The following is a 22,332-nucleotide window of genomic DNA, read 5'->3' on the forward strand; positions in this document are numbered from 1 at the left end:
GACCTTCAAAAATCCAGGGGCGGGGATTGTATCACCGTTATTGCAGGCGGAAAAAGCGACGGCAGTTCGCCGGCACGAACAGCAGCGTCAGAACCAGCAGATCCGGCAGTTTTTGCATCACCAGCGAGTGGAAAATTTCTCGTTTTGATTCCCCGGGAATGCTGAACAGCTCCGGATACCCGTAGCCCAGCGATGCCGCCCACAGGTAGCCGGCAGCGATAATCTGCGTCAGCAGATAGATCCAGCGCGCCCAGTTGCGCCCTTTCACCAGCGAGAAGGCGCACCAGATCTCGATAAACACCAGCGCCAGGCTGCCGAGGAAGACCAGCGTCAGGTTCCAGGTCTGAACGCTGCGGTGTATGAATTCGTTCAGCCCCTGCAGGCCCAACAGATTGAGGATCATCAGCAGATCCAGGCCGCGAATCAAAATAATAGCAAAGGCCGCCACCTGCACCAGCGCAGGGACGTTAAGGCGGGCATGCGATGAGCGAGTTTTCGTAAACAATCCCAACGTAATGTCTTCCATGAAAACGGCGCCACAGGGTGGCGCCGACCGGAGGCTGCTGTACCGATTTTAGGTGGTTCAGCCTTGTCTTGCACGCTGGATATCGCGCACTCGCTGCTTTTCTGCGCGGGCCATCAAATACCAGGCGATAAAACCAACAATACCGACCACGCCGAGGATGAGCGTCGCCAGGGCGTTGATCTCCGGGTTGACCCCCATGCGCACGCTGGAGAAGACCAGCATCGGCAAGGTCGTGGCCCCGGGACCGGAGACAAAGCTGGCGATCACCAGGTCATCCAGCGACAGCGTGAAGGCCAGCAGCCAGCCGGAGATCACCGCCGGCATAATCATCGGCAGCGTGATGACGAAGAAGACCTTCAGCGGCGCGGCGCCAAGATCCATCGCCGCCTCTTCAATAGAGTGGTCCAGCTCGCGCAGGCGCGAGGAGATCACCACCGCCACGTAGGCGGTACAGAAGGTGACATGCGCCAGCCAGATGGTCAACATGCCGCGGTCCGACGGCCAGCCGATGGCATGTCCCAGCGCCACGAACAGCAGCAGCAGCGAGAGACCGGTGATCACGTCCGGCATGACCAGCGGCGCGGTGATCATAAACGCGAAGCCGTTGGAGCCGCGAAAACGCCCAAAGCGCACCATCACCACCGCGGCGATGGTACCGAGGATCGCCGCCGCCGTCGCCGCGCAGGCGGCGATGGTCAGGCTCAATCCTACCGCGCTCATCATCGCATCATCGTGGAACAGTTCGCTATACCAGCGCGTCGACCATCCGGCCCAGACCGTTACCAGCTTCGAGCTGTTGAACGAGTAGATCACCAGCATCAGCATCGGGGCGTAGAGGAAGGTGAACCCGAGCACGAGGATCAGAATGCGCCACGGCGAGCGTACTACCGGCAAGTCGTTCATCCCTGCTCTCCCATCTGTTTTTGCTGGTGCTTGTGGAACCACATGATCGGCACGATCAGCAACAGCAGCATGACAATCGCCACCGCCGAGGCGACCGGCCAGTCGCGGTTGTTAAAGAACTCCTGCCACAGCACGCGGCCAATCATGATGCTGTCCGGCCCGCCCAGCAGTTCCGGGATCACGAACTCGCCGACCGCCGGGATAAACACCAGCATGGAGCCGGCGATAATGCCGCCTTTGGTGAGCGGGACGATCACCTGGAAGAAGGTCTTCAGCGGCCGGGCGCCGAGATCCAGCGAGGCCTCCACCAGCGAATAGTCGATGCGGGTCAGCGCGGTGTAGATAGGCAGCACCATAAACGGCAGATAGGCATACACGATACCGATGTACACCGCCAGGTTGGTGTGCAGGATCTCCAGCGGCTGATCGATAACCCCTAACCACAGCAGGAAGTTATTCAACACCCCGTTGCTCTTCAGCAGCCCCATCCAGGCATAGACGCGGATCAAAAACGAGGTCCACGACGGGAGGATCACCAACAGCAGCAGAATATTACGCGTCGACGGCTTGCTGTGCGCCACCGCCCAGGCCAGCGGATAGCCCAGCAGCAGGCAGCAGATCGTCGAGATACCCGCCACCTGCAGCGACTGGAGATAAGCTTCAAAATAGAGCGGATCGTCAGTCAACTGTAGGAAGTTGGCAAAGTTAAGCGTCAGCGTCAGCTGGCCGTCCGCCCACTCCATCAGCTCGGTGTAGGGAGGGATCGCCCGCGCCATCTCGGCAAGACTTATCTTGAACACGATCAGGAACGGTAGCATAAACAACAGGATCAGCCACAGATAGGGCAGCGCAATCACCAGCTTGCGGCCATGCGCCATCTGCAGGCGCGCCGCCCACAGCGCGAAGCCGCCCGGTTTTTTCGCCCCTGACGGGGATTCAACGGTATTCATCGCCCTCTCCTCACACCGTCAGCACAACGCAGCTGTCAGCATCCCAGCATAAACGCACCTCATCGCCCCAGGTGGGCGTCCCTTTCCGATGGCGGTGTTCATTCTGCAGCTGGGCGCTGATCATCTGCCCGCTTTGCAGGCGCACATGATAGATAGAGAGATCCCCCAGATAGGCGATATGAATCACCTCGCCGACGGCAAAATTGTAGCCGTCCGCCGGCGGTTCATCGCACAGCATGATCTTCTCCGGACGCAGCGCCACCCAGACCGGCACGTTGTCCACCACCGAGGCGTCGGGGTCGACCTTCAGCGGATGCATCAGTCCCGGCGAGCTTAGCACCAGACCGTCTTCCAGACGCTCCTTCACCAGCCCTTCAAAGACGTTCACCGAGCCGATAAACTCGGCGCTGTAGCGGGTGGTCGGGTGCTCGTAAATCTCTTCCGGTTCGCCAATCTGCACAAACTTGCCGCGATTCATGATGGCGATACGGCCCGCCATGGTCATCGCCTCTTCCTGATCGTGGGTTACCATCACGCAGGTCACGCCAACGCGCTCAAGAATATCCACCACCTCGAGCTGCATGCGATCGCGCAGCTTTTTATCCAGCGCCCCCATCGGTTCATCAAGCAGCAGCAGCTTGGGCCGTTTCGCCAGGCTGCGCGCCAACGCGACGCGCTGCCGCTGGCCGCCTGAGAGTTGGTGCGGCTTACGTTTGGCAAACTCCTGCATATGTACCAGGGCCAGCATCTCCTGCACCCGGGCGGTGATTTCCGCCTTAGGCAGGCGGTCCTGCTTCAGGCCGAAGGCAATATTCTGCTCAACGGTCATATGGGGAAACAGGGCATAGGACTGGAACATCATATTAATAGGCCGCTGATAGGGCGGCACGCGCGCCAGATCCACGCCGTCGAGCATAATCTGCCCGGCGGTCGGTTGTTCAAAGCCCGCCAGCATGCGTAGCAGCGTCGATTTCCCGCAGCCTGACGCGCCCAGCAGAGCAAAAATTTCGCCTTTGTAGATAGTGAGACTGACGTCGTCGACCGCATGCTGGCCATCAAACGACTTGGTTAAGTTACGGATTTCCAGTAGCGGGGTCAGCGCTTTGGGGGCTTTCGCCTGTGGGCGGGGCATTACGTCGTTCAATCGGGTGCTCTCCGGCAAAAAAACGATCACCATATGGTCCGGTGCCATACTTCGTGCTTAACAGTGCATTTGCACCATCCTGGTGCTTCTACTCGCCGGGCGCGCTGCTATTTCCCGGCGAGTGCAGATCTGATTTGGCCCGTGTTCGACGGGCCATCAGGAATTATTTACCGCTCTTCACTTTGGTCCACGCGCGGGTGCGCACGCGGTCAATCTTCGGATCCTGCACCTTCAGCGTGAACAGTTTGGCGAACACATCCGCTGGCGGATAAATCGCCGGGTTGTTACGGATAGTCTCGCTGACCAGCGGCGTGGAAGCCTTGTTGCCGTTGGCGTAGAACACCTGGTCGCTGATTTTGGCGATGACGTCCGGACGCATCAGATAGTTAAGGAACTGATAGGCTTCATCTTTATTCTTCGCGTCGGCCGGCATGGCAAAGACGTCAAAGAACGCCAGCGCGCCTTCCTTCGGAATAAAGTAGGAGACATTGACGCCGTTCTTCGCCTCTTTCGCGCGGTTGGCCGCCTGCCAGACGTCCCCTGCCCAGCCGATCGCCACGCAGATGTCGCCATTGGCAAGGTCGTTAATATATTGCGAAGAGTGGAAGTAGCGAATGTTCGGCCGCAGCTTCAGCAGCAGATCGGTCGCCGGGCCGGTGTAATCATCCGCTTTGCTGCTGTTCGGATCTTTGCCGAGGTAGTTCAGCACGGTGGCGAAAATCTCTTCCGGCGCGTCGAGGAAGGAGACGCCGCAGCTTTTCAGTTTTTCGAGGTTCTCCGGCTTCAGCACCAGATCCCAGCTGTCCACCGGCGCATCTTTGCCGAGAACGGCTTTCACCTTATCCACGTTGTAGCCAATGCCCGTCGTCGCCCACAGGTAAGGCATGGCGTATTTATTCTCCGGGTCATGCTTGGCGACCAGCTTCAGCACTTCGGGGTCAAGGTTCTTCCAGTTGGGCAGCTTACTTTTATCCAGCGGCTGGAACACGCCCGCCGCCAGCTGGCGTTCGAGGAAGCTTGCCGACGGCACCACCAGGTCGAAACCGGTGCTACCCGCCATTAATTTGCCTTCCAGTACTTCGTTGGAATCAAAAACGTCATACACCACTTTAATCCCGGTCTCTTTTTCGAAATTCGCTACCGTGTCCGGCGCGATATAATCAGACCAGTTATAAACATGCAGGGTTTTTTGTTCGGCGGCGAGCGAACCGGCAGAGACGGCCATCAGCGCACCCGTAACCAGACCTGTTAACCATTTTTTACCAAAGGCGGTCATATCTCTTTTCCTTCTCAACGCCCGTTAACTTACGGGCTCAAATATACGCATTTCTACGCATGCAAAAATCATGCATATTTTTTCATTGCCTGAGAAAAGGAGAGCGGATCTCTCCCGGAGTGGTTGCTCGCAACTGGAAGCATCGCCAGAATAACTGTAGCCAGAATAAGAGGCTATAGCCCAGGTAAAAAAACGCCTTTTATCAAATTTTTATGCAATAACGGTCTACGTGATAAGCCAAAACGGCCTGAATGGCGGTGAATAATGCTTTAAAGAAAGGTTAAATGCAGAATAAAAGCGGGTAATACGCAGCCGCTGCGGTAGTGGCTGCGCTAATTTTAGGCAGGTTTAGTGAAGAAAATGGTATTGTACGTTTTCCGCCGCAGGCTCTTCTTCTTCGCCTTTGTACAGCAGCTGATTTGCGCCGGCTTCGAGGATTACCATCGAGATCTGCTCTTCGCTTTGGCGGAAGAACCAGGCGAACTGCTCCATGGTCACCCCTGGGCCGATAGACAGCGACTGGCAAACCACCAGCTTGGGCAAATTATCGTCCTGAATGTCGATAAACGCCTTCACGGTTAACGAGCTGGCGTTGATGGCCGAGAGATCCGCCGACAGCGCCAGCAGGGCAGACGGCTTCACCTCCGCCAGGGCGGAAAAGAGCACCACGTTGTCCACCAGGTCAATTTTGGCATCAAAAATACCGTCGAAATTTTGCATATGCGGCAGGTGCAATGCCTGACAGGAATCGCACTCAAAAAAGCTGATGCCGATTTCGTCCAGCCAGCGACGTAGCGTATCCAGACCTGGAACGACCAGTGAATCCATAGTGCCTGTGACCTCTTACAGTGGAAAAACGACGCCATAGCTTACGCAAAAAAAGCGCCGCATACCATGGCCGTCTTGCATCCGGCGGTTAGCCGCCTATTTTCAAACAGAATTCCGGCGTCGCCTGGCGCTCGATCCAGGCGATCATCTTGCCGGCGACATCCACGCCGGTGGTGGTTTCCACCCCTTCCAGCCCCGGCGAGGCATTCACCTCCATCACCAGCGGCCCGCGGGCGGCGCGTAAAATATCGACACCGGCGGCGTCCAGCCCGAGAGTTTGCGTTGCCTTGATGGCAATGGCCCGCTCCTCGTCGCTAATCTGCGCCACCGTGGCCATGCCGCCGCGGTGCAGGTTAGAACGGAAATCCCCCTCTTTCGCCCGCCGCTCGATCGCCGCCACCACCTCATTGCCGACCACCAGGCAGCGGATATCGCACCCTTTCGCTTCGGCAATGTATTCCTGCACCAGAATATGAGCGTTCAGTCCGCGAAAGGCGTCGATCACGCTCTCCGCCGCCTGGCGGGTCTCCGCCAGCACCACGCCGATCCCCTGGGTGCCCTCCACCAGCTTCACCACCAGCGGCGCGCCACCCACCATGGCGATCAGATCGCTGGTGTCATCCGGGGAGTGAGCGATGCCGGTCAATGGCAGATCGATGCCCTGGCGCGCCAGCAGCTGCAGCGAGCGCAGCTTATCGCGAGCGCGGGTGATGGCGACCGACTCATTCAGCGGATAGCTTCCCAGGAGCTCAAACTGGCGCAGGGCCGCGGTGCCATAGTAGGTGATCGCCGAGCCAATGCGCGGGATCACCGCATCAAAGTGCGGCAGCTGACGCCCTTTGTAATGGATCGACGAGGCCACCGGGCTGACGTTCATATAACAGGAAAGCGGATCGAGGATCTCGATCTGATGACCGCGCTGTTGCGCTGCTTCGCGCAGGCGCCGACATGAATAAAGCGTTCCATCCCGGGATAATATGGCAATTTTCATCCTGCACCTCTGCGAAAAGACCCGCTCTGGCGGGCCTCAGCTATCGAACACACTTTCACCTTTCCTGCGGCCGGCGGCGGATATCACCTGGCCGGAGCAGCAGTGTACACGTAATCAGCGCGTTGCCCACCCCTGCTTATGCAGATAGTCAAGAATAAACGGACGACTCTCTTTCACGATAGTGCGCCGGATATGGTCGCTCCAGGTATCGCGGCGGGCGTTGCTGCCGCGCGACAGATAATAGTGCGCCAGCTGTTCGTCATACTCCGCCAGCAGCGCGTTATCCAGCGGCTGATAGCGGTTATCATGCACCAGCATGGCCGCCGGCATCCGCGGCTTGATGTCCGGGTTATCCGCCGGCCAGCCAAGGCAAAGACCGAACAGCGGCAGGACGTGCTGCGGCAGCTCCAGCAGCTCTGTGACGGCCTCAATGCTGTTGCGCAACCCGCCGATATAGACGCCCCCTAGTCCGAGGGACTCGGCGGCGATCAGCGCGTTTTGCGCCAGCAGCGCCGTATCGACAACGCCGATCAGCAGCTGTTCCGCCAGCCCCAGCTGCGCCTGTGGGCAGATCTGCAGGTGGCGATTAAAGTCGGCGCAGAAGACCCAAAACTCCGCCGCCTGGGCGACGTGCTGCTGGCCGCCGGTCAGCGGGACCAAACGTTCACGCAGGGCCGGGTCAGTAATACGGATGATGGAGGTGCACTGTAAAAAACTCGAGGTAGATGCCGCTTGCGCGCTGGCGATAATCTCTGCGCGCTGTTCGTCGCTCACGGGGGCATCGGTGAAGTGGCGGATGGAACGGTGGCTGCGCAGCAGCTCAATGGTCGGCGTCATTACGTTTTTCTCTGTCAGACAAGGATTCAGGCTTTGGAGAGTGCGTTAACTGCGGGGCCACGATCTGCGCCATCCGCCACATAACGACGAGGGCGGCGGGGATCATCAGCACGATCCCGGCAAAGAGCATCACCAGCGCCGCGGTCGGGCTGGCAATGGGCGCAGGCAGCTGGACATACTGGTTAAGGGAGAGCCAGGCGAGGGTTAACAGCCCCATCCCGAGGATCTCAACCAGCAGTATGCTTTTCGGCAATGGGGCAAATTTTCGCATCACGCCTCTCCGGTTGATAAACGCGGCGCGCCAGCCAATTCCACCGCGCCGTCGGGCCAGTATACGGGTTTTGACAGTCCGACATTTATCAAACATAGCCGTAAACCATCGAAGTAAAAGGCAGAACCTTCTTTCCCTCCCCGCCCGTTCCAGGCATCATAAGCGCCATTCGCCATCCGGCTGAGGTTTAAGGAGAGAAGCAATGTTTACCGTTATTTTTGGTCGTCCAGGCTGCCCTTACTGCGTTCGCGCTAAAGAACTGGCAGAAAAACTGACCAACGAGCGTGATGATTTCAACTACCGCTACGTGGATATTCATGCCGAAGGCATCAGCAAAGCTGACCTGGAAAAAACCGTTGGCAAACCGGTTGAAACCGTGCCGCAGATTTTCGTCGACCAGAAACACATCGGCGGCTGCACCGATTTTGAAGCCTGGGCAAAAGAGAATCTCGGCCTGTTTGCCTGAGTCAATTTATTTGCTCGATGAATGACTGCGCCAGGTATCAAGCCAGGCGCAGATAAACAAAAAGCACAATGCCCCAAGCGCGCACCAGAACACGGCGCTCAACACCCACGCCATCTCCTGCCAGAACGTCCGGTGGGTCACGAAGAACAGCCGCATCGTCACCATGCAGACCGGCGCCGCCAGTATCGCGCCGAGCAAAGGACGCAGCACCCGCCGTCCGGGAGAGAGACAGCTCGCCGCCGCCCCTGGCAGCAAAAAGAAGAGCAGGCCCAGCTCCGGGTTGCCGCTGGCGCGAAATGCCCCTTTCATATGTAACAACAACGATAAGCACACCACAATGAACAGAACGAAGCCACAGATAATGCCGGCCCAACTACGCTCAGATTTCACCGTATCCTCCTGATGTTGCCTCTAACTCACGTCCACGTCGCCCAGTCAGATAAAGCATTTCGGCAATCCATGCCAATAACTCCCCTACCAGCCTAAAAACGATTGTCACTAGCCGCCGCATCCAGGAAGGATTAAACTAGCGGTATATTTTTGCTGGTTATAACAGGGTGCCAGAATAGGTTCGCGACAACGCGAACGCCTGAGCAACCTTAGACCAAATAACCATTTCCTTCAACAACTTACTAGTAAATGAGAAGTTGGCTTTCGTGAATATAAACGTCGCAGATTTGTTAAACGGGAATTACATCCTGTTATTATTCGTTGTACTTGCATTAGGACTATGCCTGGGAAAACTGCGTCTCGGCTCAGTACAACTTGGTAATTCCATTGGCGTTTTAGTCGTTTCTCTATTATTAGGCCAGCAGCATTTCGCGATTAACACCGATGCCCTTAATCTCGGCTTTATGCTGTTTATTTTTTGCGTTGGCGTAGAAGCCGGGCCCAACTTTTTTTCTATTTTTTTCCGCGACGGGAAAAACTACCTGATGCTGGCGCTGGTGATGGTCGGCAGCGCGATGCTGATCGCCATGGTGCTGGGTAAAGTGTTCGGCTGGGATATCGGGCTCACCGCCGGTATGCTGGCAGGCGCCATGACCTCCACCCCGGTGCTGGTGGGCGCGGGCGACACCCTGCGCCATTTCGGCCTGCCCAGCGATCAGCTGGCGCAGTCGCTTGACCATCTAAGCCTCGGCTATGCCCTGACCTATCTGGTTGGTCTGGTGAGCCTGATCGTCGGCGCCCGCTATATGCCCAAGCTGCAGCATCAGGATCTGCAGACCAGCGCCCAGCAAATCGCCCGCGAGCGCGGCCTCGATACCGATTCCAAACGTAAAGTCTACCTGCCGGTGATCCGCGCCTACCGCGTCGGCCCGGAGCTGGTGGCCTGGGCGGATGGCAAAAATCTGCGCGAACTGGGTATTTACCGCCAGACCGGCTGCTATATTGAACGCATTCGTCGCAACGGTATTCTGGCCAACCCGGACGGCGACGCGGTGCTGCAGATGGGTGACGATATTGCGCTGGTGGGCTACCCGGACGCCCACGCCCGCCTCGACCCGAGCTTCCGCAACGGTAAAGAGGTGTTCGACCGCGATCTGCTCGACATGCGCATCGTCACTGAAGAGATTGTGGTCAAAAACCACAACGCCGTCGGCCGCCGCCTGGCGCAGCTCAAGCTTACCGACCACGGCTGCTTCTTAAACCGGGTTATTCGCAGCCAGATCGAGATGCCTATCGACGATAACGTCGTACTGAACAAAGGCGACGTGCTGCAGGTCAGCGGCGACGCCCGCCGCGTAAAAACCGTGGCCGACCGCATCGGCTTTATCTCCATTCACAGCCAGGTGACCGATCTGCTGGCCTTCTGCGCCTTCTTTATCGTTGGCCTGATGATCGGCATGATCACCTTCCAGTTCAGCTCCTTCAGCTTCGGCATCGGCAACGCCGCCGGCCTGCTGTTCGCCGGCATCATGCTTGGCTTCCTGCGCGCCAACCACCCAACCTTCGGCTATATCCCGCAGGGGGCGCTGAACATGGTGAAAGAGTTTGGTCTGATGGTGTTTATGGCCGGGGTCGGTCTCAGCGCCGGGGCCGGGATCAATAACGGGCTGGGCGCCGTCGGCGGCCAGATGCTGGCGGCAGGGCTTATCGTCAGCCTGGTGCCGGTGGTGATCTGCTTCCTGTTCGGCGCCTACGTGCTGCGCATGAACCGGGCGATGCTGTTCGGCGCCATGATGGGGGCCCGCACCTGCGCCCCGGCGATGGAGATCATCAGCGATACCGCGCGCAGCAATATTCCAGCGCTCGGCTACGCAGGCACCTACGCCATCGCCAACGTGCTGCTTACCCTTGCCGGGACGCTCATCGTGATCATCTGGCCAGGGCTACAATAATTTTTTGAGAAAAAAGCCGTCACAGGCAGAACTTTTTCTCAGGGCATCAGTCATAAGTAATGCCACTGCTTTTCTTTGATGTCCCCATTTTGTGGAGCCCATCAACCCCGCCACTTCGGTTCAAGGTTGATGGGTTTTTTGTTGCCTGCGTTTAGCCATTCCGGGTGAAACGCCGCTTCAGCGCCCCTCTTCCTGCGCCCTCTCCCCCGCCAGCTGCCCGACCAGCAGCCGGATTGCCGCCTTCGACAGCGGCGCGCGGTCGGTGACAAAGTGCAAGGTCATCCCTTCAATAAAGGCGTCGAGACCGCGGGCGGTATCGGGGGCGAACCACTGCTCCAGCGTCTGCTGGCTGCGCCGCATCCAGTTCTGCATCACCGCCTTCAGCGCCGGCTGACTGCTGCAGAACGCGTACAGCTGGTACATCAGCTCCATATTGCGCGCCGTGGTCACCTGGGCGCTGAAGATCAGATCCGCGATGGCATCGCAGGCTTGTTCCCGGTTCGTTACCCCGACGAAGCCTTGCTGATACTGCGCCGACATCTCGGCGGTAAACAGGCTGAACGCCTCCTCAATTAACGCCTCAATGCCGCTGAAATAGTAGGTCAGCGATCCCAGCGGCACATTCGCGCAGGTGGCGATTTTACGGTGCGTCACCGCATGGATGCCGTGCGCCGCGATGGTATCCAGCGTCGCCTGCAGGATGCGCTCGCGGCGCTGCGGATCGTTTGGTCTACGGGCCATGATTTTCCTCTTCCGGTTTATGTACAAATGTACACTTACTTGCTACTGTTGTCTTCACTCTTCTCCTTTAAGGCGTTTACGGATGACGACGCAATCCTCGCGCAGAGCGCTGCAGCTTCGGCTATGGGCGCTGTTTATGTTCTTTTTCATCCCCGGCTTGTTAATGGCCTCCTGGGCCACCCGCACGCCGGCGATCCGCGATCTGTTGGCGCTATCCACCGCAGAGATGGGCGTGGTGCTGTTTGGTCTGTCGGTGGGGTCGATGAGCGGTATTCTCTGCTCGGCGTGGCTGGTGAAGCGCTTTGGTACCCGCAAGGTCATCCGCACCACCATGTCCTTCGCCGTGCTTGGCATGCTGGTGCTCAGCCTGGCGCTGTGGGTCACTTCCGCCCCGCTGTTCGCCTTCGGTCTGGCTATCTTCGGCGCCAGCTTCGGCTCCGCAGAGGTCGCTATTAACGTCGAAGGCGCGGCCATCGAGCGGGAGATGAATAAAACGGTGCTGCCGATGATGCATGGCTTCTACAGCTTTGGCACCCTGTTCGGCGCCGGGGTGGGCATGGCAGTGACCGGATTCGGTCTGCCGGCCGCCCCGCACATCCTGGCGGCTGCGCTGGTGGCTATCCTGCCCATCGCCATTGCTATCCGCGCCATTCCCGACGGCACCGGTAAAAATGCCGCCGAAGTCGCCCACGGTGAGGCGAAAGGTCTGCCGGTGTGGCGCGACGCGCAGCTGCTGCTGATCGGCGTCATTGTCCTGGCGATGGCCTTTGCCGAAGGCTCGGCCAACGACTGGCTGCCGCTGCTGATGGTGGATGGCCACGGCTTTAGCCCCACCTCCGGCTCCCTGATTTATGCCGGTTTCACCCTCGGCATGACGCTGGGCCGCTTTACCGGCGGCTGGTTTATCGATCGCTACAGCCGGGTGGCGGTGGTCCGCGGCAGCGCAGTGATGGGCGCCCTCGGCATAGGCCTGATCATCTTCGTCGATAACCCCTGGGTGGCGGGCATCTCGGTGCTGCTGTGGGGCATTGGCGCCTCGCTCGGCTTCCCGCTGACCATCTCCGCCGCCAGCGATACCGGGCCGGACGCGCCCAAGCGCGTCAGCGTGGTGGCGATCACCGGCTATCTCGCTTTCCTCGTCGGGCCGCCGCTGCTGGGTTTCCTAGGCGAACACTTCGGCCTGCGCAGCGCCATGATGGTGGTGCTGGGTCTGGTGATGGTGGCGGCGCTGGTCGCACGCGCGGTGGCTAAGCCACAATCTGAACCCGTTATGGAGAACAGCTAATGAGCATCAAACTGATTGCGGTGGATATGGACGGCACCTTTTTAAGCGATGCCAAAACTTACAACCGGCCGCGCTTCCTCGCCCAGTACCAGCGAATGCGCGAACAGAATATTCGCTTCGTGGTCGCCAGCGGCAACCAATATTATCAGCTGATCTCCTTTTTCCCGGAGATCGCCCATCAGATCGCCTTCGTGGCGGAAAACGGCGGCTGGGTGGTGAGCGGCAATGAAGACGTCTTCAACTGCCAACTGCCGGTTCACCACTTCAACGCCGTGGTCGACCATCTGCAGACGTTGCCGAATATCGAAATCATCGCCTGCGGGAAGCGCAGCGCCTACACCCTCAATCGCTACAACGACGCGCTGAAGACGGTGGCGGCGAAGTATTATCACCGCCTTGAACTGGTGGATGATTTTAACCATCTCGATGACACCATCCTCAAATTTGGTCTCAACGTGCCAGACAGCCTGATCCCGGAAATTCAGCCGAAGCTGCACGCGGCGCTGGGGGACATGGTCACCGCGGTGGCCACCGGCTACGGCAGCATCGACTTAATTATCCCGGGTGTGCACAAAGCCAACGGGCTGCGCATTTTGCAGCAGCGCTGGGGCATTGAGGATCACGAGGTAGTGGCGTTCGGCGACAGCGGCAACGATATCGAAATGCTGCAGCACGCCGGGTTTGGCTTTGCCATGGCAAACGCCCGGGAAGACGTCAAAGCCGTCGCCCGCTATCAGGCGCCGCATAACAACGAAGAAGGTGTCCTGCAGATTATTGATAAGGTGTTGGATCGCGAAGCGCCGTTCGCCTGATAAGACCCGGATGCGAGCGCATCCGGGTTGAAAACAACTACCCCTGCTGCGAATTGCCGACGCTTTTATCTTTCAGAAAGTAAATCATCAGCCCCAGCCATAGTACCCCACCCAGCAGGTTAAACAGGCTGAACAGCCCGTTGCCGCCCAGCTCGTAAGCATGTTTGCTGAGCTCGATGCCGACGGTGAAGATCAGCATCTGCAGCATTCCCATCGCCGCCGAGACCGTGCCTTTACTCATCTCGCTGGCGAACAGGGTTAAACGCACCAGGCCGGCGTTCGCGAGGCCAATCCCGAAGGCGTAGAAGCTCAGACCGGCAGTCATCCACAGATAAGCGTGGGAAGAGACCACGGTCGCCGCCGCAGAGAGGATCAGGCCAAACATGATCGGCCAACCGCCCATGATAATCAGCGAGCGCACGGTCCGACGCGCAGTCAGGCGCGCCAGCACCAGGTTGCCGGCAATCAGCGCCCCGAAAATCGGCACCTGCAGCATGCCGTACTCATAGCTGGTGGCCTGTTCGCCGCTGATAATAATCACCGGCGACTGGGCAATCCACGCCAGCAGCGGCAGGCTGACAAAGCCGGTGGCCAGCGCGCCGGCGACGAAGCGCAGGTTCTTCAGCACCAGCCGATAGTCGCGGCCCAGCTCTTTCACCGACAGCTTTTCGCCCAGTCGCGTCGCGGTCTCCGGCATCGCCCGCTGCAGGCCGAAGAACGAGATGGCCGCCAGCACGGCGAACAGGACAAACATCATCTCCCACGGCAGGACATGCACCCAGGCGGCGCCCACCAGCGGCCCCAGCAGCGGGGCAATCAGCGCCACGTTAGCCATCAGGGCGGTGATTTTGATACACACCGCCTCCTCAAAGGACTCCTGTATCGCCGCATAGCCTACCGCGCCAATAAAGCACAGGCTGATCCCCTGCAGGAAGCGCAGCAGGGTAAACTGCTCAATGGTCTGCGCCAGCAGCGTCGCCAGGCAGGTGACGATGAACCATACTACGCCGGTCAACATCACCGGACGGCGGCCAATACGATCCGACAGCGGCCCCAGCAGCCACTGTAAAAACATGCCGCCTGCCAGATAGGCAGTCATTGAGGTAGGTACCCATTCGTTGCCCACCTGAAATTCCTGCACCACGGCTAACATGCCCGGCTGAATCATATCGTTGCCGATATAAGTGGAAAACTCGTACAGCACCAGACATAACGGGAACAACAGCGCCTGCCTTCCGAGGCGGCGGCCTGAAAGCGAATAATTTTGCATGAAATCTCTTATCTATCAAAAATCGCGCAAAGTGTAATGAAACTCCCGGCGCGGAGATAGTGAATTGTGGGTGACACCGCACAATATTACGAGCCGTGCGCCATCGTCCTGCCTCTCCCCCTGTTATTCAGCCTGTGTATATATTCCGTTTATGTTTCAGCAATGTGACAAACGATATACTGACGTTTTTCAGGCTGTTAGCCGTAGACTTTATGGTAGTGGATTTCATAACAACCTGATCTTTAAGACAATGCCGCCTTTAACTCCGCACCGCTTTTATTTAGGGTAGGCGGCTTAATTGCTATCGGACCAACGAGCCTGGAAGTCTATGCTGGAAAATATTAACTATGCGCTGTTCGCCCTGCTCAACGCGACGCCTGCCTCGCCGCAGTGGGCCATTGAGATGGCGATCTTCATCGCTAAAGATCTGATTCTGATCGTACCTCTGCTGGTGGTGACATTGTGGCTGTGGGGGCCTGCCCAGCGGCAGATGGTGTTTAAGCTGATGCTGGCGCTGACGATCAGCCTGACCGTGTCGTGGGCGATCGGCCACCTCTATCCGCACGATCGGCCGTTTGTCGCCGGCGTAGGCTATAACTTCCTGCACCACGCGGCGGACGACTCCTTCCCCAGCGACCATGGCACCGTCAGCTTTACCTTTGCCCTGGCCTTCCTGTTCTGGCATCGCCTGTGGTCCGGCGCCCTGCTGATGGCCATTGCCGCCGCCATCGCCTGGTCCCGTGTCTATCTCGGCGTGCACTGGCCGCTGGATATGGTCGGCGGGCTGCTGGCCGGGATGTGCGGCTGCCTTGGCGCGGCGCTGATCTGGCATACGTTCGGCCCGGCGCTATACCATCAGCTGCAGCGGCTGTATCGTCTCTGCTTCTCCTTGCCAATCCGCAAAGGTTGGGTGCGCGGCTAAACGCCGCCGTCGCTGCGGCCACCGCGTGACTAACCCGCAAGCGACAGGTAAAATCCCGCTAACGCCCTGCCCCCGCAGGGCGATTTTAGCGCAGAGGGAATATGGAAACTCGCCGTGACGAACGTATCAGTCAGCTCATTCAGGCACTTAAACGCAGCGATAAGCTGCATCTGAAAGAAGCCGCTTCCCTGCTTGGGGTGTCGGAAATGACCATTCGTCGCGACCTCAATGGCCACAGCGGCCCGGTTGTGCTGCTCGGCGGATACATTGTGCTGGAGCCGCGCAGCGCCACCCATTATCTGCTCAGCGATCAAAAAACCCGGCTGGTCGAGGAAAAACGCCGTGCCGCTCGCCATGCGGCCGCGCTGCTGGAGGCCCATCAGATGGCCTTCTTCGACTGCGGGACCACCACGCCGTGGATTATTGACGCCATTGACGATGCCCTGCCCTTCACCGGCGTCTGCTACTCCCTGAACACCTTTCTGGCCCTGCAGGAAAAACCCCAGTGCCGCGCGGTCCTGTGCGGTGGGGAGTTTCATGCCAGCAACGCGATTTTTATGCCGCTGAGCCTTGAGGATACCCTCAGCCATCTGAGCCCTGATATCGCCTTTTACTCGGCGGCGGGGATCGACTGCGAGCAGGGGGCGACCTGCTATAACCTGGAAGAGCTGCCGGTTAAGCACTGGGCGATGCGTCACGCGCGCTATCACGTGCTGGTGGTCGACCACAGCAAGTTTGGCAAAGTGCGTCCGGCGCGCATGGGGGCGTTAGCGAAATTTGACGTGATCGCCAGCGATATCTGCCCGGATGATGAGCTGGTCGCGCTGGCGAAGGCGCAGCAGATTTCCCTACTGTATTGAAACGTCGCTGCCCGCGCCCCGCAGGGCGCGGGCAGGCATCAGGAGAACCAGCTGCCGAACCAGCCGTGCAGTTTCATCAGCACGAAGTCGATCATCCGGCTGAAGAAGCCGCCCTCTTTTACCGACTCCATGACAATCAGCGGACGCTGTTCAATGGTTTTATCATTTAGCTTAAAGTCGATAGTCCCGACCACCTGCCCCTTCTCCAGCGGCGCGGTAAGCTGCGGCTGATTTAAGGTATAGCTGGCTTTCAGGTTTTTCAGCTGGCCCTTCGGCAAAGTGATAGAGCCCGCCTCGCCAGCCCCCAGTTTCGCTTCATTGCTATCGCCAAACCACACGCGCTGGGTAACGAAGGTGGCATCTGGTTTAATCGGCGTCACGGTTTCAAAGAAGCGGAAGCCCCAGGTCAGCAGTTTTTCTGACTCGTTAAAGCGAATGCGGTCGGTTTTGGTCCCCAGCACCACGGCGATCAAACGCATATCACCCTGAGTGGCCGAGGAGACGAGGTTATAGCCGGCCCCGGCGGTGGTCCCGGTTTTCACGCCATCGGCGTTGAGGTTGCTGCTCCACAGCAGGCGGTTGCGGTTCGGCTGGCGAATTTTATTGAAAGTGAACTCTTTCTCTTTATGTACCGCATACTCTTCCGGTACGTCGTGGATCATCGCTTTGGTCAGCAGCGCCATATCGCGGGCGGTGCTGAACTGCCCCGGCGCGTCAAGGCCGTGGACGGTCATAAAGGTGGTGTTGGTCAGCCCCATTTTTTTGGCGTAGCCGTTCATCAGGCTAACGAAAGCGTCCTGGCTGCCCGCTACGTAGTCAGCAATCGCAATGCTGGCGTCGTTACCGGACTGAATGATGACCCCTTTGTTCAGATCTTCTACGGAAACCTGCATGCCAGGCTTGAGGAACATCACCGATGAGCCGCGCAGCGCCGGGTTGCCGGTCGCCCAGGCATCGCGCCCAACGGTCACCATATCGGTCAGTTTGATTTTTCCCGCTTTTATTGCCTGCCCTACCACGTAGCTGGTCATGATCTTCGTCAGACTGGCCGGGTCGAGTTTTTCATCGGCATTGCCTTCGCTGAGCACCTTCCCGCTGGCATAGTCCATCAGGATCCAGGCGCGAGCGTCAATTGAAGGGGCGTCGGGGAGTTGTTCCGCAGCCTGCACCGCAGGTGCGACAAGAAATAACAGCGCGCAACCTGCCGCGAGGCCGCGAAGGGAAAAAGCGTCATGCATCATAAGAGCCACCCAAGTATCCTTTCCAAACAAAATATGCCGCGCCACTCTGACCGCGCCGCAGCAACCGGTGAGTAAAGCGTACAAATGACCTTAAAGAAACAGCGAGTTGGTAAAGTTTTTAAAGTTTACGCAATAACATGCCGCTGTGCTTTAATCAGAACAATTTTTTTGATCGTAATCGCCTTAATGTTAACTTTATTATGGCAAGAAAAAAATCGCCTTTCAAAACCAATTAGTCACCGAAATTTCAATGACATAGCTCACTTCCCTTCGGGGAAAATGCTACGAAAGAGAGGTCGCAAGCGTGTCTTTCATTGTGGTTTGCCTGGTCATAGATTCACATTATGGCGGGGCCGTGGGGGGTAAGCGAAAGCCTGGCCAGTGATATCCAGTCGCCTCGCCCCTACCCCCCTCACCTGAGAACCGGGGATGGTTGTTACTGCTGATACCCTTCACAAAACTCAAAATGTCGGCCCGGTTGCATTCCATGAGGCCCAGTTCAACTTCCGAACTCACAATAACCACATCTGGCTTGCTGCTGTAGAAGTCTCAGACGCTTAAATATAAACCTGAAGGTTCTGTAGGCCCTATTTACGCCTGAAATGCAGTTGAGAACTCCCGGGCTATGCTTGAGACGGTCATTACGCCCGTCTCAGGAAATTAGCAACAACGCCCGCACTTTTCTCTCCATCGGGCCTGCCTGATCGCCATGTTCAGCAGGGCTTCGATTGCCATAGCATTCCGCCGATGGAGGCGCAATATCCTTGATAAAGCATATCAATCAGCTATCCCCCTATACGCCACCATCAGGGATTGAGGTCAGGAAGGGAGAGCCTCCCGCTAATGATATGAATTATTCGCCCACTGGATAAGCAGGCAGACGGCTTCCCTGTTTTAGTCGGCATATCGGTAAAAAATAGTTTATCGGGCTATTTTCACTTTCCGTATTACACAAGTAAGAAAAATAGCACATCGATAAGGATGGATTCCTGGTCATTAAATACAGTATAGTTTCCCCTGCAATCTTTATGGAAGCGGGTAGCTCACCCGCAGTTATTCCATAAATTAAGATTCGCATATTGTGTTGAAAATGGCATATCCCTTTATGCGTGTAATTACACCCCAGCCTGTCGCTGGGCTTTTTTTTCAAGGCGACTCTGGATGGTGATAAATTTTACAAATACATTCATAACAGCGCATCCACAGCCGTGGCCTTTACAGAAGTATTGCTCTCAAAACCCCGGGCCGCTCTGATTCTGTTGCCCGTTATTAATCACGCCGGTTTGATGAAAAGGTTAACATCTCTTCCCGGGTAATCTCCTACCCTTCTCGTCCGATGCCATATCGAGCTCTACGACTCGCTCTTCCAGACTGCAGTTCGCCAGTGCTTCTTTTATCCCTATTTCGTTTTGCAGGGATGTTTTGATAGCACCGCGATAGTATGCTGGCCATCCTTATCAGTCATTCATTTTAACCGCCTTTTTCAAATCCTTCCGGGGAAAGTAAAGTCCTCTACCAGGCTCTGCTCGTTTAACGCTATAGATTCAAATACTGATTATTGCATTATATACCACTTACCCCCGCAGTGATTACCCAGGTAAGATAAATAGCACAAAAGTAAGGGTGGATTCCTGGTTATTTAATACAGTATATTTCCCATGTAGTCTGTATGGAAGTTGATGGTTACCTTTGGTTAACCCATACTTCGAGACTCGAATATTATCTTGAGAACAGCATGCAACCCTGAGTAAATTTACTCCCCAGTGCCAGTCACTGGGTTTTTTTTGCTATTTTTCAGAATATCTTCCAGCCAGTCGGCGCCTCTCATGGTCTATTTTTTCTGGGTGGGATGAAAAAGATGTATATCCGATCGATAAAAACAACAGTTCATCCCTGTAAAAATATAATTCTTTCACTGACTTTCTATTTATTAATATTAACCTGTGTTCCTCAGATGATTGCGATGCAATAATCAGCATCAAATTATACCCTCAGGCGACATTGAGATTTTAACCGAGACGGAGAGGGAGCGTTTTTATAGATGCGTGCATGATTTAAAACTTTAATTATCAATAAGATACACCATAATCACGCCCTTTCCTTCGTAGCGTAACACCCTATAGATATTACTCCTGTAAAATAGTAAAAACACTTTCCGGGCCCTGTGACCCAGGAGTGCCCCTGGCTGAAGGGAGTAAGCATAAAAACCTTTAATAACAGCCAAATAAAAAAGCTTGCCGGATTTTTAACTTTATCCCAACATGATCGCCGATCGCGCTGCAACGGCAGTGAAACAAACTCAGGAGCGAAAATGATTACACTGTGGGGACGTAATAACTCGACCAACGTGAAGAAAGTACGCTGGGTGCTGGAGGAGCTGGATCTGCCTTATCAGCAGATCCTCGCCGGGCTGGAGTTTGGTCTCAATCATGACCCGGAATATCTGGCGATGAACCCGAACGGGCTGGTGCCGTTGTTAAAGGACGATGCCACCGGGGTAGTATTGTGGGAATCAAATACGATTATTCGCTACCTTGCGGCCCAGTATGGCGTTGACCGTCTGTGGCTTGCCGCGCCGGCGCAGCGCGCGCAAGGGGAAAAGTGGATGGATTGGTCCAACGGCACCCTCTCACCCGCCCATCGCCCGGTATTAATGGGCCTGGTGAGAACGCCACCGGAGCAGCGCGACCCGGCGGCCATCGCCGCGGGGATCAGCGCCTGCGAAGCGCTGTTCGCCATGCTGGATGACGAACTGGCCAAAACGCCGTGGCTCTCCGGCGAGCAGTTCGGCCTTGGCGATATTGCCGTCGCTCCCTTCGTCTACAATCTGTTGTCGATCCTCGACAGCTGGCAACCGCGGCCCCATCTGCAGCGCTGGTATCAGCAGATTAGCCAACGTCCTGCCTGGCGCGAAGTAGTGCAGATCCCGGTGACCTGAGGCTAAGCCTCGGGACTCAACCGCAATAGCTCGCCGTTAGACTCGTCGGTTAAAACGTACAGATAGCCGTCGGGTCCCACGCGAACATCGCGGATGCGTTTTCCGCGCGCCTCCAGTAATCTCCCCTCCTCGCGGACCTGATTACCGTCCACCGCCAGGACAATCAGCGATGTCTCCTTCAGCGCGCCGATAAATAGCTTATGCTGCCACTGGGGAAAGGTCGGCGCCGAATAAAAGGCCATCCCGCTCACCCCGGGAGAGACCGGCCAGACATACAGGGGAGGTTCGGTCCCCGGAACCGTTTTGCCTTTTGCTTCCGGAATGGGCAGGCCGCTGTAGTTAATACCGTGCGTCGCCAGCGGCCAGCCGTAATTTTTCCCCGCCTGCGGAATATTAATTTCATCTCCGCCGCGCGGGCCATGCTCGTTCAGCCACAGCGCCTCGCTCCAGGGATTCATCGCCATGCCCTGCGGATTACGGATGCCGTAAGCCCAGATCTCCGGCCTGGCGTCAGCCCGGCCGACAAAAGGGTTATCCGGCGGTACACCTCCGGTCTCCGTCAGGCGGACCACTTTCCCCTGCAGCTTGCTGAGATCCTGGGCGGTGGCGCGCTGATTATTTTCGCCCAGCCCGATAAACAAATATCCTTTGCCGTCGAACACCAGCCTGCCGCCAAAATGATTGCCGACGGAGAGCTTCGGCTGCTGGCGAAAGACCACGGTAAAGTTCGTCAGCTGCGTGGCATCCTCGCTCAACCGCCCATAGCCCACCGCGGTGCCCGCCTTACCGCTGGCGTCGCTTTCCGCATAGCTCAGCCACACCCGCCGCGACTGGGCGAAATCCGGGGCCAGCGCCACGTCCAGTAGGCCACCCTGGCCGTTGGCCCATACCTGCGGCACGCCGGCTATCGGCGCCGACAGACCTTTACCCGGCTGCCAGCGCTTGAGCTCGCCGCCGCGCAGGGTGATCAGTATGCCCTGATCGTCAGGCAGAAAGGCCATGCCCCACGGCTGGGCCAGCCGGTTTTGCAATACCTCCACCCGCACCGCGGCCTGGCTCAGGGCTGGTAGCGCTAAGGCGCTCAATATCAACAGCAGTGGGATCGGACGCATGGCATTCTCCTTTCGTCAGCTCTGGGCTAAAGGGTAGCCAGCGGGGAAATTTGCGCGGGGATTTTTACATAACCTTTAACAGGGGAAGCATTCACTTCCCCTGGGTTTCAGCCGATCAGGCATGAGTGATTGGCGCCAATTTATTCAATTTATGAATATTTGAGGTCAATCCTGTCAGACAGCGTTCTAGCTTCTCTACGTTAACAGCGATGTATAGCGGACAATCATGATGCCCGCTCATCAGGCATAGTGCAGCGGCGGCGACCGATTCGCCGGCCAGGCGAAGGACATCCCTCTCCTCCGGTGAAATGGCATTCTGCAGGCGCGGCGCCTGCGCACGCATTTCACGGCAAAGCTCAAACAAGTTATCACGCAGATGGTCATTTTCGCTGACTGACATGTAGCCTTTGGCCTTTCGCAGTTGCAGATAGGCGTCAATATCGATATTGGCGTTAATAAGCTTCTGCAGAAGGTGGCGGTATAGTCTGTCAACGGTCATCACGGTTCCTCCTCTGTCGTCCTTTACCCTTTCCATAATACGGTTATTTTTTGTGCAAAATGATGCGCCAGGTCAATAATCCCCAGTTCTTTAACATCATTTACAATGTGGCAACTTT

Annotated in this window: 23 protein-coding genes; 7 read left to right on the forward strand and 16 right to left on the reverse strand. The window is 57.1% G+C overall.

The features are described 5' to 3' along the window. Positions 1-37 precede the first annotated feature (37 nt). The 9 genes from IB144_RS17735 to IB144_RS17775 all read right to left on the reverse strand — a co-directional run bounded on the left by IB144_RS17735 (position 38) and on the right by IB144_RS17775 (position 7,726). Complete coding sequence (locus IB144_RS17735) at positions 38-526, reverse strand: YbjO family protein (protein ID WP_002896376.1); 489 nt, start codon at positions 524-526, stop codon at positions 38-40. 57 nt (positions 527-583) lie between these two features. Next, positions 584-1,429: a putrescine ABC transporter permease PotI gene (potI, locus tag IB144_RS17740; protein ID WP_002896372.1), complete on the reverse strand. Its 846-nt coding sequence runs from the start codon at positions 1,427-1,429 to the stop codon at positions 584-586. Beyond that, entirely contained in the window at positions 1,426-2,379 is a 954-nt protein-coding gene (gene potH / locus IB144_RS17745; protein ID WP_002896371.1) for a putrescine ABC transporter permease PotH, read from the reverse strand. The genes potI and potH overlap by 4 nt, the downstream gene beginning before the upstream one ends. A gap of 10 nt (positions 2,380-2,389) precedes the next feature. Then, positions 2,390-3,523, reverse strand: a complete 1,134-nt coding sequence (potG, locus tag IB144_RS17750) for a putrescine ABC transporter ATP-binding subunit PotG (RefSeq protein ID WP_002896370.1) — start codon at positions 3,521-3,523, stop codon at positions 2,390-2,392. A 163-nt stretch (positions 3,524-3,686) separates the two neighbouring features. Then, on the reverse strand, positions 3,687-4,799 hold the full coding sequence (potF, locus tag IB144_RS17755) for a spermidine/putrescine ABC transporter substrate-binding protein PotF (RefSeq protein ID WP_002896368.1): 1,113 nt from the start codon (positions 4,797-4,799) through the stop codon (positions 3,687-3,689). A gap of 348 nt (positions 4,800-5,147) precedes the next feature. After that, positions 5,148-5,627 carry a YbjN domain-containing protein gene (locus IB144_RS17760; RefSeq protein ID WP_002896365.1) on the reverse strand — a complete coding sequence of 160 codons (480 nt, stop codon included), beginning with the start codon at positions 5,625-5,627 and terminating at the stop codon, positions 5,148-5,150. 88 nt (positions 5,628-5,715) lie between these two features. Then, positions 5,716-6,618: a 30S ribosomal protein S6--L-glutamate ligase gene (rimK, locus tag IB144_RS17765; RefSeq protein ID WP_002896363.1), complete on the reverse strand. Its 903-nt coding sequence runs from the start codon at positions 6,616-6,618 to the stop codon at positions 5,716-5,718. A 114-nt stretch (positions 6,619-6,732) separates the two neighbouring features. Continuing rightward, positions 6,733-7,455: a nitroreductase NfsA gene (gene nfsA, locus IB144_RS17770; protein ID WP_040216708.1), complete on the reverse strand. Its 723-nt coding sequence runs from the start codon at positions 7,453-7,455 to the stop codon at positions 6,733-6,735. Continuing rightward, positions 7,439-7,726 (reverse strand): YbjC family protein, encoded by a 288-nt coding sequence (locus IB144_RS17775; RefSeq protein WP_004179132.1) that lies wholly within the window; start codon positions 7,724-7,726, stop codon positions 7,439-7,441. The genes nfsA and IB144_RS17775 overlap by 17 nt, the downstream gene beginning before the upstream one ends. 202 nt (positions 7,727-7,928) lie before the next feature. Between IB144_RS17775 and IB144_RS17780 the strand changes: the two genes are divergently transcribed. Then, a complete protein-coding gene (locus IB144_RS17780) occupies positions 7,929-8,192 on the forward strand; it encodes a GrxA family glutaredoxin (RefSeq protein ID WP_002896352.1) in 264 nt (87 codons plus the stop codon). A 6-nt stretch (positions 8,193-8,198) separates the two neighbouring features. On the opposite strand, the gene ybjM is transcribed toward IB144_RS17780, so the two are convergent. Next, complete coding sequence (gene ybjM, locus IB144_RS17785; protein WP_002896351.1) at positions 8,199-8,582, reverse strand: inner membrane protein YbjM; 384 nt, start codon at positions 8,580-8,582, stop codon at positions 8,199-8,201. A 266-nt stretch (positions 8,583-8,848) separates the two neighbouring features. Between ybjM and IB144_RS17790 the strand changes: the two genes are divergently transcribed. Beyond that, a complete protein-coding gene (locus IB144_RS17790; protein ID WP_004179131.1) occupies positions 8,849-10,534 on the forward strand; it encodes an aspartate:alanine antiporter in 1,686 nt (561 codons plus the stop codon). A gap of 177 nt (positions 10,535-10,711) precedes the next feature. On the opposite strand, the gene IB144_RS17795 is transcribed toward IB144_RS17790, so the two are convergent. Beyond that, a complete protein-coding gene (locus IB144_RS17795) occupies positions 10,712-11,275 on the reverse strand; it encodes a TetR family transcriptional regulator (protein ID WP_021441473.1) in 564 nt (187 codons plus the stop codon). An 82-nt stretch (positions 11,276-11,357) separates the two neighbouring features. On the opposite strand from IB144_RS17795, the gene IB144_RS17800 reads away from it, so the two are divergent. Together IB144_RS17800 and IB144_RS17805 are read left to right on the forward strand one after the other, a co-directional pair. Next, positions 11,358-12,560 carry an MFS transporter gene (locus tag IB144_RS17800; protein ID WP_004151719.1) on the forward strand — a complete coding sequence of 401 codons (1,203 nt, stop codon included), beginning with the start codon at positions 11,358-11,360 and terminating at the stop codon, positions 12,558-12,560. Next, positions 12,560-13,372, forward strand: a complete 813-nt coding sequence (locus tag IB144_RS17805) for a Cof-type HAD-IIB family hydrolase (RefSeq protein WP_004141971.1) — start codon at positions 12,560-12,562, stop codon at positions 13,370-13,372. Before IB144_RS17800 ends, IB144_RS17805 begins: the two co-directional genes overlap by 1 nt. Positions 13,373-13,409: 37 nt before the next feature. On the opposite strand, the gene kdeA is transcribed toward IB144_RS17805, so the two are convergent. Further along, complete coding sequence (kdeA, locus tag IB144_RS17810; RefSeq protein ID WP_004151718.1) at positions 13,410-14,642, reverse strand: multidrug efflux MFS transporter KdeA; 1,233 nt, start codon at positions 14,640-14,642, stop codon at positions 13,410-13,412. Between the two features lie 328 nt (positions 14,643-14,970). Between kdeA and ybjG the strand changes: the two genes are divergently transcribed. Together ybjG and deoR are read left to right on the forward strand one after the other, a co-directional pair. Continuing rightward, positions 14,971-15,564, forward strand: a complete 594-nt coding sequence (gene ybjG / locus IB144_RS17815) for an undecaprenyl-diphosphate phosphatase (protein ID WP_004141974.1) — start codon at positions 14,971-14,973, stop codon at positions 15,562-15,564. A gap of 101 nt (positions 15,565-15,665) precedes the next feature. Then, positions 15,666-16,424 carry a DNA-binding transcriptional repressor DeoR gene (gene deoR, locus IB144_RS17820; protein ID WP_004151717.1) on the forward strand — a complete coding sequence of 253 codons (759 nt, stop codon included), beginning with the start codon at positions 15,666-15,668 and terminating at the stop codon, positions 16,422-16,424. 38 nt (positions 16,425-16,462) lie between these two features. Here deoR and dacC read toward each other — a convergent pair whose 3' ends face one another. Both dacC and IB144_RS17830 read right to left on the reverse strand, forming a co-directional pair. After that, a complete protein-coding gene (dacC, locus tag IB144_RS17825) occupies positions 16,463-17,665 on the reverse strand; it encodes a serine-type D-Ala-D-Ala carboxypeptidase (protein ID WP_004191175.1) in 1,203 nt (400 codons plus the stop codon). A 652-nt stretch (positions 17,666-18,317) separates the two neighbouring features. Then, on the reverse strand, positions 18,318-18,446 hold the full coding sequence (locus IB144_RS17830) for a hypothetical protein (RefSeq protein ID WP_032414235.1): 129 nt from the start codon (positions 18,444-18,446) through the stop codon (positions 18,318-18,320). Positions 18,447-19,976: 1,530 nt separating this feature from the next. Here IB144_RS17830 and IB144_RS17835 point away from each other — a divergent pair. Then, a complete protein-coding gene (locus tag IB144_RS17835; RefSeq protein ID WP_004176727.1) occupies positions 19,977-20,603 on the forward strand; it encodes a glutathione S-transferase family protein in 627 nt (208 codons plus the stop codon). Positions 20,604-20,605: 2 nt separating this feature from the next. Here the strand turns inward: IB144_RS17835 and IB144_RS17840 are convergent, their stop codons facing one another. Together IB144_RS17840 and bssR are read right to left on the reverse strand one after the other, a co-directional pair. Further along, positions 20,606-21,715 carry a PQQ-dependent sugar dehydrogenase gene (locus IB144_RS17840; protein ID WP_004141981.1) on the reverse strand — a complete coding sequence of 370 codons (1,110 nt, stop codon included), beginning with the start codon at positions 21,713-21,715 and terminating at the stop codon, positions 20,606-20,608. A gap of 115 nt (positions 21,716-21,830) precedes the next feature. Continuing rightward, positions 21,831-22,214: a biofilm formation regulator BssR gene (gene bssR, locus IB144_RS17845; RefSeq protein ID WP_004151712.1), complete on the reverse strand. Its 384-nt coding sequence runs from the start codon at positions 22,212-22,214 to the stop codon at positions 21,831-21,833. Positions 22,215-22,332: the final 118 nt, after the last annotated feature.

The organism is Klebsiella sp. K4, from assembly GCF_014596785.2.
In the GTDB taxonomy this organism is placed as follows: domain Bacteria; phylum Pseudomonadota; class Gammaproteobacteria; order Enterobacterales; family Enterobacteriaceae; genus Klebsiella; species Klebsiella pneumoniae.